This is a genomic window from Poseidonibacter lekithochrous (assembly GCF_018861145.1).
Lineage (GTDB): Bacteria > Campylobacterota > Campylobacteria > Campylobacterales > Arcobacteraceae > Poseidonibacter > Poseidonibacter lekithochrous_A.
The window spans coordinates 39759-54801 of the sequence record NZ_JAHKQT010000031.1 but is presented as its reverse complement, the minus strand read 5'-3'; the positions used below and the strand labels follow the sequence as shown (position 1 = coordinate 54801).

Below are 15043 nucleotides of genomic sequence, written 5' to 3'. Positions count from 1 at the left end.
GTTTTTTCATGAAAGTCCTATCTGTATTATAATTTGACGTGATTATATCTAAGTTTATCTTTGAATTTAAATGAAGAAATGTATAGTATTTTACTTGTGATTTATTTAAGATTAAACTTAAATAATTAGTGTTATATTATTATCGTTAAAGTGATGAGTTTTTTTCAAAGCTTATTTAGCTTTATATGAAGCAAGAGAGAGTGGAAATAACAAAGTAGTAATTTCTTAATATATAAAAAATATTAACTCAAAGGAGTTTCTTATGTCAAAGAATAGAGTCTATGAAATGTATATTAATGGTGAGTTTATTTCAAAAAATGAAACAATACCTGTAATAAATCCTGCTGATAAAAAGATAATATCTTATATTCCTAAAGGAACAGAAGAAGATGTGAATATAGCTGTAAATGCTGCTTTTGAAGCTCAAAAATCTTGGGAAAAACTTCCTGCGATTCAAAGAGCTTCATATCTTAAGAAGATTGCTCAAAAGATAAGAGATAATGCTGATATGTTAGCAAATACTATTACTGAAGAACAAGGGAAACTTTTAGATTTAGCTCTTGTTGAAGTAAATTTCACAGCAGATTATCTTGATTATATGGCTGAATGGGCTAGAAGATATGAAGGTGAAATCATCCAAAGTGATAGACCTAATGAAAATATATTTTTATTTAAACTTCCAATTGGTGTTGCTGCTGGTATTTTACCTTGGAATTTCCCTTTCTTTTTAATCGCTAGAAAATTAGCACCTGCATTAGTTACAGGTAATACAATAGTTATAAAACCAAGTAGTGAAACACCAAATAATGCTTTTGAGTTTGCAAAACTTGTTGATGAGATTGATTTGCCAAAGGGTGTTTTTAATCTAGTTTCAGGGACAGGTTCTGAAGTAGGAAATACTTTAGCTGGAAATGAAAAAGTTGGTATTATTAGTTTTACAGGAAGTGTTCCTGTTGGTGTTAAGATTATGGAAACTGCAGCTAAAAATGTAACAAAAGTTTCTTTAGAACTTGGAGGAAAAGCTCCTGCAATTGTTATGGCGGATGCTAATATTGATTTAGCAGTTGAAGCTATTAAAAACTCTAGAGTTATAAATAATGGTCAGGTTTGTAATTGTGCAGAAAGAGTATATGTTCATAAGAGTATAGAAAAAGAGTTTACTCAAAAATTGATAGAATCTATGAAAGAAGTAACTTATGGGGATCCATTAAAAGAAGAAGTAGCTATGGGACCACTTATTAATCAAGCTGCAATATCTCATGTTCAATCATTAGTTGATAGTGCAAAAGAAGCGGGAGCCACGATTGCTTTAGGTGGAGAGCCTTCATCAAGAGTTGATGGCTTTTATTATGAGCCAACAGTAATTACAAATGTAAAACAAGATATGAGAATTATTAAAGAAGAAATTTTTGGGCCAGTTCTTCCTGTAGTTACATTTGAAACATTTGATGAAGCAATAGAAATGGCAAATGATAGTGAGTTTGGGTTGACATCTTCAATTTATACACAAAATATAGATTTAGCTATGAGAGCTTGTAAGGAGATTAAATTTGGTGAAACATATATAAATAGAGAAAACTTTGAAGCTATGCAAGGTTTCCATGCAGGATGGCGAAAATCTGGTATTGGTGGAGCTGATGGTAAACATGGTTTAGAAGAGTTTTTACAAACAAAAGTTGTATATCTTCAATATGATATGAATAAACAACAATAATTTTTAAAAAAAGATGTAAATCAATTAATATTTATTTTTTGGTTTACATTTAAATCTATTTGTTTAGCTAATATACTTAATAATTGAACTAATCCCTCATTTTTAGCTAAAATATCAAAATGGAATCAATTTTAGTTATTATCTTTATATCCTTAGCCCTAGCAACAATTTTAAATATCTTTTTAAAAAAATGGGGTATCTCTCATATCATAGGTTATATAATAACAGGTACTATTATAAATAATATCTTTCACTTTAATAATCAAAATAACCTACAAGCACTTGAATTAATTGCTGAGTTTGGAATAGTTTTTCTAATGTTTACTATTGGTCTTGAAATGTCTGTATCTAAGTTAAAAAAAATGAAAGAGATTTTATTTTTAAATGGCTTTTTACAAGTAGGGATTAGTACTCTTATTATTTTTATGATTTCATACTATGTATTTTCAATTGATATTACTTCATCTATTATTATTTCACTTGCTTTTTCACTCTCTTCTACAGCTGTAGTTTTAACTTATTTAAAACAGTCAAAAGATATCTATACACCTTATGGAGAAAAATCAACTGCTATTTTGATTTTTCAAGATTTAGCAGTAATCCCAATATTACTACTTATTGGTTTCTTATCTAATTCCACACTTTCTATTTCTGAAGTTTTACTTCAAACATCTGTATCTGCAGCTGGAATTATATTATTTATGTTTACAATAGGTAAAAAACTTTTAAATTGGTTTTTATATTTTGCTACTAAAGCTAAGTTAGAAGAACTTTTTTTAGGTTCGGTTTTCTCTATTGTTATAGGTACATCTTTATTAGCACATGAAATTGGATTTACTTACTCTTTGGGTGCTTTTATCGCAGGAATGATTATTGCTGAAACAAATTATCATGTAAAAGTTGAATCAGATATTTCATCTTATAAGGATCTGCTTTTAGGTGCTTTCTTTTTTTCAGTTGGAACAAAGATTGATATTACATATTTTATTTATAATCTTCATTATATTTTTATAGTATTGTTATCAGTAATGATTATAAAAGCATTGGTAATATATTTTGTTATAAAAAGAAAAGCTAATAAAAGTGATTCACTTAAAGCTGCATTTGCATTATCTCAAGTTGGTGAATTTTCTTTTGCAGTATTTGCATTGGCTTCAAGCAATACTCTTCTAACAGATGAATTAAGTGAATTTCTTATTTTAGTTACTGTACTTTCCATGATTATTACACCTTTTATTGTAAATAATATATATAAACTTGCTTCATTTTTTGTAGTAGAGTTCTTTGAATCAGATAAAATTACACCTATTAATTCTAAAAATCATATCATACTTTGTGGATATTCTACTCTTGGAAGAATAGTAGCAAAACAACTAGAAGAGAAAAAAGAAGAGTTTGTTATCATATCTGATGATTTAAGACATGTATTACTTGCACAAAAAAGAGGATATCAAGCCTATTTTGGACACTTAAATAAATCTCCTGTTTTAGAATCTCTAAAAGTAGATGAAGCATCAAGCATAATTATTACAGTACATAACCTAAGCAACAAGCGGCTTATTTGTGAAGCACTTTTATCATTTAAAGAAGATATGAATATTATTCTAAATGTAGATACTGTTGAAGAAAAAAAGAGCTTAAGAGATTTACCTATTAAGTCTTTTGTCTTAGCTCAACATGAAGTTGCCGATTTATTAGTTGAAAAAGCATCAGGCAATGATTAAATACGAAACTTTTGTTACTTTTTCTTTCCGTAAATAATTTTTTCACCATTTTCATCTACTAAAGGGTAGTTTAGTTCATTTAGTTTCATTTTTTCTTTTATTGCATCTTCTAAATTTATATTTAAAGTCATGCACATTCTTATTAAGTATACTGCAATATCAGCTATTTCTTCTTTTGCATGTTGATGTTTTTGTTTATCTAAGTTTGCTGATTGATCAAAGTCTAACCACTGAAATATTTCTAAAAGCTCTGAAGCTTCAACATTTAGTGCCATCGAAATATTTTTTGGATTATGAAACTTATCCCAATCTCTTTGTTTTGAAAAATCTTTTATGATTTTTTCTATATTTTGCATATCCATGGTAATCCTTTATCAAATAGTGTTATTTCTCTTTTTTATGAGCTAATACCCATAACTCTACTTTTTCATTTTCTCTATTATCTGTTCTTTTTGTTCGCTTAGATGACGCTCTAACATCTCTTCGTAAGTGCAAGTCTTTTCTAAATCGATTATTATTTCTTAACTCTTCTATTATTGGATGTGGAGTTTCTTTATCAACTACTTCTGAAAAGTTTGAAAATATTAATACTATTTTCCCCTCAGGTTCTAAGTGTTGTTTAGCTTGTTCAAAGAATCTTGGAAAAAGTTCATCTTCATAATACATAGCTTTATCAATTCCCTCTTCTAATTTATGCTTAGCTTTTAACCAAGGAGGATTGAAAACTATTACATCTGCTTTTTCTTCGCAATTTTCAAATAAATCCCCATGATTTAAACTTATCTTATCTTCAAAACCTAATCTTTGAGACTCTTTTGCTACTCCAATAATTGCATTTTTATTTGTGTCTGTTGCTGTAATATTATTAAATCCATTTTGAATTAACTGAAAAGATAAAACACCACTGCCAACTCCAATCTCAATTGCTTTTTCTTTTGAACCATCATATTTTTTTAGCCATTTATCAAATAGTTTTAGATGATCAAATCTCGTAGGAAAATATGTTCCATAATAGGGATAAATATTTAAGTCTAATGTTTTAATCTCTATTCCTTTTTTATACCATTGCCATGAACTATTCATTCCTTGAATATCTGGATATGAGATATAAAAATCTTTTACTTCAGGATATAAAATTTCTAACCATCCAATATTTGGAGCTTTTTTTAAAGGTAGTTTATTATCTATTACTTTTATTAGTAATCTATGCGAAGCTTCTCTAAATGCAGAACGATATTCTCTTTGACCTTTAAAACTTTTATCTGTAAATGTTTTTAAAAGAACTTTTTTAAGCTCGGCTAAGACTTCTAATCCATTACTATAGTATTCTTCGACGATTACGTACTTACCTGCAATCATATCAAGAACAGTTGCACTAGTGTCCATTTTACGGTAGAAACTTATTGCTTCTACTTCTGTTGTTATAATCTCTGGTCTATCTGCTTTGATTGATTGTATATTGTTATTCATGTATTTATTCCCTTTATATTATGGGTCATTTTATTGTATAAGGGCTTATTTTAAGATTGGGATAAATTTTTAGATTTCAGCTTAAGTATTTTGGGCAATGAAAAGTAAATAAAACTTAGACTATAATTGCAAAAAATAAATACAAAGATATAACTTATGATTAAAAGAGAGTTTCTACAAAAGCACGAAAAATTAGATTTTAAATTCTATCAAAATGTTGATGATTTTATTGTTGAAGAAGTTCCAATCCCTTTTAAAGGTCGAGGTAATTTTATAATTGCAAAGATTAAAAAAACTAGATTAGGAACTTGGGATTTATTAGAAAGTTTATCAAAAGGCCTTCGAATTTATGAAAATGAATTAGGCTATGCTGGACTTAAAGATAAAAATGCAACAACAACACAATATATATCAATTCCCAAAAAGTATTCAAAAGATTTAAAACAATTTAGACACAATAAAATCAAAATCTTAGAAACTACACTTCATGGAACAAAACTAAATATTGGAGATTTAATAGGAAATTCTTTTGAAATAAATCTTCATGAAGTTAAAGCCCAAGATGTAGGAAAAATAGAAAAACTTTTAAAAGAGATTTCAAATGTTGGTATGCCAAACTATTTTGGTTACCAAAGATTTGGACGAGATGGTAAAGATAACTTAGAAAAAGCTAGAAGATATATTTATGAAGATTATCAAATAAAAGATAGAAAAATATCTAAGATGTTAGTGTCTGCTTATCAAAGTGATTTTTTTAATAAATGGTTAGTTGAAAGATTGAGTTTATGTGAAGATACATTTGTTCCAATGGATGGTGATGTATTTAGAGAATATAGAAGTGATGAGTTTTTCACACCAAAAAACTTAACACCACAAATGCTAAATGATTTTAATAATAAGAAAATTGTTCCGACAGGTTTATTACCAGGAAATAAAGCTTTTAGAAGTATTAAAGATGCAAGAGAAATTGAAGAAAAATATGATGATACTTATATTCAAGAAAAAGGCTACAGAAGGGATGCGATTGTTTATCCTACAAATATAAATGTAAACTATGATAAAAATACTAAAAAATGTAAGTTGAAGTTTACTTTGCCAAAAGGCTCATATGCTACAGTTTTAATTGAGAATATTGCTAATAGAAACCTAAGAGCTTAGGTTTCTATTTATTAGAAGAGCTTGTAAAATACTCTTTTTCATAATCTTTTAGTTGCTCAATACTTCGAACTCCAATTTCTTTAGCAACAATTTTTCCATTTTCTAAATATATTAAAGTAGGAATAGCTTTAATTTCAAATTGTGCTGTAAGAAGTTTTTGTTTTTCTATATCTAGTTTATAAATTTCTATATCACTTTGTTTGCTTGTATTATATTTTGTCAAGTTTTTACCTAAAACCTTACAAGATGGACACCAAGTAGCATAAAAATCGATAATTACATTTTTGTTCTTTAATTTATCTTCAATGTTTTCAAGAGTTAAATGCTCAAATGCAAATAATGATGAAAAACTAAGAGATAAAAGTAGAAATAATTTCTTCATTTTATCAATCCTTTTTATTTGACAAAGTATAGTTTTTATATGTGTAGTCTTTGTAAAGACAGCACTGTAAATTAAAAGAAGACAAATTTTATCTTATTCTCTAAATAGTTTTGATATCTTATTTCTTACAATTATATATTTTATTAAAAGAGAAGAATTATGAAATTAAGTAAATTAAAAGTTGATATGGATTATTTTAAAATAGATGAAAAATTATATCAAAAACTAAAACCAACACCTTTAAAAAATCCAAAGCTAGTATCCTTTAATAAAAAAGCCTGTGATTTAATAAACTTAGATTATAAAGAGTGTGAAACACAAGAGTTTTTAGATTTTTTAAATGGTACAAAAACTTTAGAAAACTCACAACCTTATGCTATGGTATATGCAGGTCATCAGTTTGGATATTTTGTACCACAATTAGGAGATGGTAGGGCTATAAATTTAGGAAATATAAATTCTTGGCACTTACAAACAAAAGGTTCAGGGCCTACAAAATATTCAAGACGAGGAGATGGTAGAGCAGTTTTACGCTCTTCAATTAGAGAATATATTATTAGTGAAGCAATGTATGCTTTAGATATTCCAACTACAAGAGCCTTAGCTATTATTGATTCGGATACATATGCGCATAGAGAATGGGAAAAAGAATCTTGTTCTATTGTTTTAAGAATGTCATCATCTTGGATAAGAATAGGTACTTTTGAATTTTTTGCAAATACAGAAAATTCAAAAGAAAATGTAACAAAACTTGCAGATTATGTAATAGAGCAAAATTATCCACATTTAAAAGAAGTAGAGGGAAAATATGAAAAAATGTTTTATTCTCTAGTTGACAAAACAGCTTCTATGTTAGCACGTTGGCAAGTATATGGATTTATGCATGGAGTTATGAATACTGATAATTTTTCAATGGCTGGCGTTACTATTGATTATGGTCCTTTTGCATTTATGGATTACTTTGATAAAAATTGTATTTGTAATCATACTGATGGGGAAGGACGATATTCTTATAATAATCAACCCTATGTCGCAAGATGGAATTTAATAGTGTTAGCTAATGCCTTAAAAGAGATATGTGATGAAAGTAAACTTCTTGAATACATGAAAACATTTCTTCCTCAACATGAAAATGTATATTTAAAACTGATGAATGAAAGATTAGGTTTAATTGCAAGTAAAAGTGGAGATAGCAATTTAGATTTAATATTAGAACTTTTAGGAGCATTAGAAACATCTAAAATGGATTATAATGTATTTTTTCATAGATTAAATTCTATTAAATCTTTTGATGACTTATCATATATTACAGATTTATGTGTATTTAGAGATCCAATAGAAAAGTGGTTTGATTCATATAAAAAAGTTTGTGAGATACAAGAGAATAGTTTTTCAAAAAGAAATGAAATAATGAAGAAAGTAAATCCAAAATATATAATAAAAAATTATATGCTTCAAGAAGCAATTGAGTTAGCACATACAGGAGATTATTCACTGGTAAATGATTTATTAGAAATTGCACAAAATCCATATGAAGAGCATTCTAAATATGAAAGATATTCAAATCCAACACCCATGAAGTTTGCAAATATTAAACTTTCTTGTTCTTCTTAAATAATAAAAAGTTAATAGCCCCAAAAGAGCTATTAATTTTTATTGTTTAGGTTTATTTATATGGAAGTGTAAATGCTATTCCTACTTCAGAATATGACTTGTTTTCATGAAAAACTTCACATTTTTTTGCAAATGCTAAAAAAGAACTTTTCATAGAAAAATCCAAAATATCAATAGTTCCCTTTGCTACAATTTTTGAATCTTTCATATCATATGACATTAAAACTTCTTTTGTAACTTCATTCATAGTCATATTTAAAATTAATTTTTTATTTTCTTCATCAACACTTTTTATATTTCCATAGATAGTTTCTGAACTTGCTAAAGAAAATAAAGTACTAGTAATACTTTTATCTCTTCCTGGATTTTTAGAATCAAATGATGCCGTTGTTATAGCTACTTTTGCACTTTTTAAAAACTCTGATAAATTTTCACTTTTATTAATATTTATTTTTATATCTTTAAAAGTACCAGAAACAGCAACTTTTTTTGCAGTTTTATATCCAGTCCATTGTACACCTAAATCACCATCAATCTCATAAGCACTTAAATTAATACTTAATCCTAATGCTAAAATTGAACTTAATAATATTTTTTTCATTGTAAATCCTTTCTTGTTTACTAAAATGTACATGAATATTATTTAATAACCACTTAGTTTTATTTGAATTAAAAAAAAGATTTGTAATTTTAACTGACTATTGGTCAATTTTAAATTTAATTAAGAGTTTTAAGCTAAACTTTTAACTGACCAATAGTCAGTCAAAATAAATAAAAGGAAACTTTTTGCCAAAAATTGTTGATAAAGAACAGAAAAGAAAAGATATTGCACTGGCATGTAGTGATTTAATTCATGACCTTGGTATTAAAAAAATAACAGTTGCTCAGGTTGCAAAAACTGCTGGAATTGGCAAAGGTACTGTTTATGGATATTTTGAAAATAAAGAAGATATAATTTTTGAAATTATAAATATACATATAGAGAAATATCATAATAATTTTTTAAAATCTATAAAAGATTTAAAGTCAACAAGAGAAAAAGTTTTTCATTTCTTTAATTTTGTAATTGATAATAGTGAAGAAAATTTAAAACATTTTAATGGTTATAAAGAGTATTTATCTATTGTTTTATCTGATAATGATGAAAAGATGATTGATTTTAATGATACATGTAATGTTTTTTTTCATAATCAATTAAAAAAAGTAATTCAAGAAGGTATAGATGAAGGTGATTTAATGCCAAAATCTATTGATTTTTGTGAATCTTTAATCGTTTTTGAAAAAGGTCTTGTTTTAAAGAAAATGACGGAAGTTGATTTTAATCCAGAAGAGATATGTCTTAATTTTATAAATAATTTATTTGATTTAATAGAAATAAAAAAAGGAAAAAAGAATGTATAAGAAATTAATAATAAGTGTTGCTTTATTTTTAGTAACACTTACAAATATAAATGCTGAGGGAACGGCCTTAGTTAATACAGATGTTATAAAACTTTCAGAGGTAAATCCTTTGCAAGAATTTGTAGGAACTGTATCTTTTGATAAGAAATCAAAAGTAGCAAGTCAAAGTTCAGGAATTGCACAAAAGATAAATTTTGAAGTAGGAAAAAAAGTAAAAAAAGGTGATATTCTTGTATCTATTGATTCAGATATTTTAAATGCACAAATTAAAGCAGCTGAATCTTCAGTTAATATGTATAGAGTGCAACTTAAAAATACAAAGAAAAACTACTTACGATATAAAGCTTTATTTGCAAAAAAATCTATTGCTCAGAAAGTTTTTGATGATTCAAAATTAGCCTATGATGTAGCCAATGAAAGTTTAATCTCTTCAGAATCTAGATTAAATGAATTAAAAATTCAAAAATCTAAAAAAGTTATAAAAGCTCCATTTAATGGTGTAATAGTAGAAAAGAATGTAAATATAAAAGAATGGTTAAATATAGGTTCCAAAGTAGCAACTATTGTGAATACACAAGAAGTTCAAATTATATTTAATTTACCACTTAGTTTTATAAATGGTCTAAAAACAGGTGATGTTTATGATGTAAATATTTCTGAAAAAATTGTAAAAGCTAAATTATATGCGGCAATTCCAAGTGGAGATACACTAACTAGAACTTTCCCTGTTAGATTTAAAGCAAATGTTGGAGATATGTTTATTTACGATGGAGCACAAGCAAAAGTTAGCTTTGCTAAAAATGCTAAAACACAAGCTTTACTAATAAATAGAGATGCCGTAATTAATAGATTTAATATGGATGTTGTATTTGCAGTAGTTGATAATAAAGCTGTAATGATTCCTGTTCAAATTGTAGGTTTCCAAGGAACAAATGCTGCGATTGCGGGAAAAGGTTTAGTTGAAGGAATGGATATTGTTGTTAAAGGAAATGAGAGAGTTTTCCCTAAAATGGATGTAAAGATTTTAAATAAACAAGATAATAAAGAAAAAGTGAAATAGGGTAAATAATGGATTTAATTAAATTTTCAATTAAAAATCCTGTAACTATAATAGTTTCAGTTTTGATTGTGGTTTTATTTGGGTTTATCTCTTTAGATAAATTACCATATCAACTAACACCAAGTGTTAGTAAGCCAGAAATTAAAATTACAACTGTATGGCCAGGTGCTACTCCTTATGAGATAGAACGGGAGATTATAGAAGATCAAGAAGATGCCTTAAAGAGTTTAAACAACTTAATAGAGTATGAATCATCTTCACAAGATAATATGGGTGAGATTACTCTTACTTTTACATTAGGTACTGATATAAGAGCTGCACTTCAAGATGTTTCAAATAAATTAAATGAAGTAAGCTCTTATCCAGCAGATGCCGAAGAACCTATAATTGAAACTGCAAGTGCAAGTCCAATTATTTGGATGATGCTTCAAACACAAGAGAATAATCCAAGACATATTGATGAGTACAAAACTTTTTTCGATGATGAAATTGTTCCTTCTATCAAAAGAGTTTCTGGAGTTTCTGGAACTATGACAGCTGGTGGAAGAAAAGAGCAGATGCAAATTAGTTTAGATTTAAATAGTCTTGCATCATATAATCTTACAATTGCTGATGTTACAAGAATATTACAAAATGAAAATATAAATGTATCAGCAGGTGTGCAGAATATAGGAAGGCGTTCGTATAGAATTAGAACAGTTCATAAGTTTTCAAATGCACAAGATATAAAAGATATTATTCTTATTTCAAATAGAGAACAAAGAGTAACATTAGGTGATGTAGCTGAGGTTAATTTTGGATATGAAACAGCAAAATCTGTTGCTATGTTCTTAGGAAAAGATGGTATTTTCTTAGGAGTTCAACCAACTGCAAACGCAAATGCAGTTCAACTTACAAATGAAGTTGAAAAAGTAGTAAATGATTTAAATGCAACAATTTTAGAAAAAGAAAAACTAAAAATGATTTGGATTTATGATCAACGTGGATATATTGTAGGTTCTGTTGATTTAGTACAACAAAATATTATGATTGGTGGTGTATTAGCCATCTTTATGCTAATTTTATTCTTACGAGCTATTTCACCAACAGCTGTTGTTTCTATTGCAATTCCAATTTCTGTAATTGGTACATTTATTATTTTATCAGCACTTGATAGAAGTTTAAATACTATTTCACTTGCTGGTATTTCCTTTGCTGTTGGTATGTTAGTTGATAGTGCTATTGTTGTTTTAGAAAATATTGATAGACATAGAAAAGAGGGAATGAGTATTCCTGATGCTGCATATAAAGGTACGAGTGAAGTTTGGGGTGCATTAATTGCATCAGCTTCTACAACTATGGCAGTATTTTTACCAATCATTTTCTTAGAAGATGAAGCTGGACAATTATTCAAAGATATTGCAATTGCTGTTGTATCATCTGTATCTTTTTCTTTATTTGTATCAATTGCGGTTATTCCAATGTTATGGAAAAAGTTTGCAAGTATGTCAGGAAAAGAGATTAAAAAAGAGACAGCTTTAACAAAACTTGGAAATAAAATAGTTGATTTCTTTATGTCTTTTGTTAACTGGTCATTAAAATCTGTGCTAACAAAAGTAGCTACTATTTTAACTTTAGGAATATTATCTGCTTCAACAATTTATTTATTATTCCCAAAATTAGACTATTTACCTCAAGGTAATAAAAACTTAATTTTTAATATCTTAATTACACCACCTGGTTTATCATATCAAGAAAGATATGATATGGGTGAGTATTTAATGAAAAAAATAGAGCCGAATATTAATAAAGATGTAGATGGAGTTCCTGGATTAAGTCGTGCCTTTTATGTTTCTTTTGGAGACTTTAACCTTTTTGGTGGAACATCTATGCATGAAAGTAGAGCAAAAGAGCTAATACCATTTTTTAGACCAATAGTAAACTCTATGCCATCAATTTTTGGTGTATCTTTACAATCAGGTGTTTTTGAAAATGGAATAGGTGAGGGTAAAACTGTTAATGTAGATATTTCTGGTGAGAGGATAGAAGATATTGCAGGAGTTGGAACTCAATTATTTATGGCTTCTAGAGGAGTTATAAAAGGTGGACAAGTTAGACCTGTACCATCTATTGAGTTACTTTATCCAGAGTTTAGAATTAAACCTAATCAAGATGCTTTAAAAGCTTTAGGTATGAGTTCTTTAGATTTAGGAAATACTATTGATGTTCTAATGAGCGGAAGAAAAATATCTGATTTTGAACAAGATGGTAAAAAGAAAATGGATTTAGTATTAAAAGCAAATGAAGAGCAAATTCAAACACCTGAAGATATTATGGCTACTCAAATAGCATTGCCAAATTCTTCATTATTACCAATATCATCATTAGCTACTTCTGAAAGTATTACAGGTATTTCAGAAATTAGACACCTAGCAGGAAAAAGAACGATTACATTACAAGTAACACCACCTGCTACTATGACAATACAAGAAACAATGCTTACATTAGAGGGTATGATTAATCAAATGAAAGATTCAGGAAAAATTTCAAACAGTGTTGAAATTGGAATTTCTGGAACAGCTGATAAATTAACACAAACAATTTCAATGCTTGAGTTAAACTTTATACTAGCACTTATAATTATTTACTTACTAATGTCTGCATTATTTGGTAACTTCTTGTATCCTATTGTTATTATGTTTACTGTGCCATTAGCAACTGCTGGTGGGTTTATTGGACTTGCTTTAACAAATACATTTATAGCACCGCAACCTTTAGATGTCTTAACAATGCTAGGCTTTATTATTCTAGTTGGTATTGTTGTAAATAATGCAATTTTAATAGTGCACCAAAGTCAGAATCTAATTAAAAATGAAGGCTATGATCATAAAAAAGCAGTTGTAGAAGCTACAAGAACAAGAATTAGACCTATTTATATGTCTTCGTTAACTTCTATTTTTGGTATGTTGCCTCTTGTTTTACTTCCAGGGCCTGGAAGTGAATTTTATAGAGGTTTAGGTTCTGTAATTACAGGTGGTCTTGCGCTTTCTACTGTATTTACAATTTTTGTAACACCAGCTCTTTTAATGTTCTTTATAAAATTAGAACAAAGAATTGGTGGAAAAACAAAAGAACCAGTTGATGTTAGTAAAGCATAGGAGAAATAAATGAAAAATATAAAAAGAAAACTAATACTAAGTATGTTAGCAGCTTCGATTTTAACTGTTAATATAAATGCTTTAACATTACCAGAAGCTGTTGATATTGCCCTAGAAAATAATCATGAGGTACAAGCAAAAAACTTTGATTATCTAGAATCACTAGAAAATGTAAAGTTAAATGATGCAGATTTCTTACCAAAAGTAGGATTAGGTTTTGTATATAATAATAGAGATGAAATAGCTTATCCTACTCAAGTAGATACAGATGCTACTTTTTCTGCTGAGGTCTCTTATAACTTATTCAATGGTTTTAAAAATATTTCAGATAGAAACTCTTCAAAGTTTTTATCTCAAAGTTCACAGTATTCATTAAATGCCTTAAAACAAGATATTATTTTAAATACTAAAATAGCTTATATAAATTATCTTGATAAAGAAAATGCACTTGAAACTTTTAAAAGTGCTTATAACCTTTTTCAAGAACAATATATTGATTCAAAGAATAGATATGAACAAGGTTTAATTGCTAAAAATGATTTACTTCAAGTTCAAGTAAATATGTCTTCTGCAAAACAAAATGTTGCAAAAGCAAAGGGCGATTTAAAAACAGCAAAAAATACATTATCAAATATTTTAGGTGGTATGGACTTATCTTCTGAAAGTATAGAAAAGTTAAGTAATACAACGCTAAAAACATCTGATTATGATATGAAACTTTTAGATAATAGAAGTGAAATTCAAGCTTTAAATATGAATTTAGAAGCGATAAAACAACAAAAGAAATCAATAAAAAGTTCTTTTTATCCAAAAGTTGATGCTTCAATATCTCATAATGAATATTATGAAGATATAAGTGATTACAAAAATCAAAATATTGCAAGTTTAAGTGCTTCATGGAACTTATACAATGGTGGATTCGATAATACTAAAGGAAATATTTATAGAACTAGATATCTAAAAGCAAAAACTCAATTAGATAAAACAAAACTTGATATTAAACTTCAATATGAAAATGCAATTTCAAATCTAGAAGTTGCAATAGAAAACTTTAATACAGCAAGTTTATCGCAAGAACAAGCAGAAGAGAATTATCAAATAGTTAAAAATAGGTTTGATGAAGGTATCTCTACTAGTACTGATTTAACAGATGCAAACTACTTATTAACTCAGTCAAAACAAGGTTTAAATAGAGCCTATTTTGATAAATTTTTAGCAGTCTCTACCCTTGATAGAATATTTGAGAAATAGAAGTTTTCTTCTGTTTCTTAAAAAGTCACTATTTAATTACTTTCTTCTTTTATAATATTCTATTAATTAATGTTTAATCCTAGGCAAATAGCGAACTTTTGTTATGTATTAAAAGTAGTTAAAAACACTTCA

12 protein-coding genes are annotated in these 15043 nt (G+C 27.6%); 8 read left to right on the top strand and 4 right to left on the bottom strand.

What is annotated here, in order from left to right; all coding sequences use genetic code 11:
• Positions 1 to 262: 262 nt before the first annotated feature.
• Both aldA and KO488_RS11595 read left to right on the top strand, forming a co-directional pair.
• Positions 263 to 1714, top strand: coding sequence for an aldehyde dehydrogenase (gene aldA / locus KO488_RS11600; RefSeq protein ID WP_216058979.1), 1452 nt, complete (start codon positions 263 to 265; stop codon positions 1712 to 1714).
• 119 nt (positions 1715 to 1833) lie between these two features.
• On the top strand, positions 1834 to 3438 hold the full coding sequence (locus KO488_RS11595; protein WP_216058978.1) for a cation:proton antiporter: 1605 nt from the start codon (positions 1834 to 1836) through the stop codon (positions 3436 to 3438).
• Between the two features lie 14 nt (positions 3439 to 3452).
• On the opposite strand, the gene KO488_RS11590 is transcribed toward KO488_RS11595, so the two are convergent.
• Positions 3453 to 3800, bottom strand: coding sequence for a nucleotide pyrophosphohydrolase (locus KO488_RS11590; protein WP_216058977.1), 348 nt, complete (start codon positions 3798 to 3800; stop codon positions 3453 to 3455).
• Between the two features lie 22 nt (positions 3801 to 3822).
• Positions 3823 to 4908 carry a methyltransferase gene (locus KO488_RS11585; RefSeq protein ID WP_216058976.1) on the bottom strand — a complete coding sequence of 362 codons (1086 nt, stop codon included), beginning with the start codon at positions 4906 to 4908 and terminating at the stop codon, positions 3823 to 3825.
• A 156-nt stretch (positions 4909 to 5064) separates the two neighbouring features.
• Between KO488_RS11585 and KO488_RS11580 the strand changes: the two genes are divergently transcribed.
• Positions 5065 to 6066: a tRNA pseudouridine(13) synthase TruD gene (locus KO488_RS11580; RefSeq protein ID WP_216058975.1), complete on the top strand. Its 1002-nt coding sequence runs from the start codon at positions 5065 to 5067 to the stop codon at positions 6064 to 6066.
• Positions 6067 to 6070: 4 nt separating this feature from the next.
• Here the strand turns inward: KO488_RS11580 and KO488_RS11575 are convergent, their stop codons facing one another.
• Positions 6071 to 6448, bottom strand: a complete 378-nt coding sequence (locus KO488_RS11575; protein WP_216058974.1) for a thioredoxin family protein — start codon at positions 6446 to 6448, stop codon at positions 6071 to 6073.
• A 159-nt stretch (positions 6449 to 6607) separates the two neighbouring features.
• On the opposite strand from KO488_RS11575, the gene KO488_RS11570 reads away from it, so the two are divergent.
• On the top strand, positions 6608 to 8062 hold the full coding sequence (locus KO488_RS11570; RefSeq protein ID WP_216058973.1) for a protein adenylyltransferase SelO: 1455 nt from the start codon (positions 6608 to 6610) through the stop codon (positions 8060 to 8062).
• A 52-nt stretch (positions 8063 to 8114) separates the two neighbouring features.
• Here the strand turns inward: KO488_RS11570 and KO488_RS11565 are convergent, their stop codons facing one another.
• Complete coding sequence (locus KO488_RS11565) at positions 8115 to 8663, bottom strand: YceI family protein (RefSeq protein WP_216058972.1); 549 nt, start codon at positions 8661 to 8663, stop codon at positions 8115 to 8117.
• Positions 8664 to 8848: 185 nt separating this feature from the next.
• Here KO488_RS11565 and KO488_RS11560 point away from each other — a divergent pair, with 185 nt between their 5' ends.
• Genes KO488_RS11560 through KO488_RS11545 form a run of 4 tightly spaced genes read left to right on the top strand, consistent with a single transcriptional unit; the run spans position 8849 to position 14911 of the window.
• A complete protein-coding gene (locus KO488_RS11560; protein WP_216058971.1) occupies positions 8849 to 9463 on the top strand; it encodes a TetR/AcrR family transcriptional regulator in 615 nt (204 codons plus the stop codon).
• Positions 9456 to 10523, top strand: a complete 1068-nt coding sequence (locus tag KO488_RS11555) for an efflux RND transporter periplasmic adaptor subunit (protein ID WP_216058970.1) — start codon at positions 9456 to 9458, stop codon at positions 10521 to 10523. The genes KO488_RS11560 and KO488_RS11555 overlap by 8 nt, the downstream gene beginning before the upstream one ends.
• Positions 10524 to 10531: 8 nt before the next feature.
• Positions 10532 to 13660: an efflux RND transporter permease subunit gene (locus KO488_RS11550; RefSeq protein ID WP_216058969.1), complete on the top strand. Its 3129-nt coding sequence runs from the start codon at positions 10532 to 10534 to the stop codon at positions 13658 to 13660.
• A gap of 9 nt (positions 13661 to 13669) precedes the next feature.
• Complete coding sequence (locus KO488_RS11545) at positions 13670 to 14911, top strand: TolC family protein (RefSeq protein WP_216058968.1); 1242 nt, start codon at positions 13670 to 13672, stop codon at positions 14909 to 14911.
• Positions 14912 to 15043: the final 132 nt, after the last annotated feature.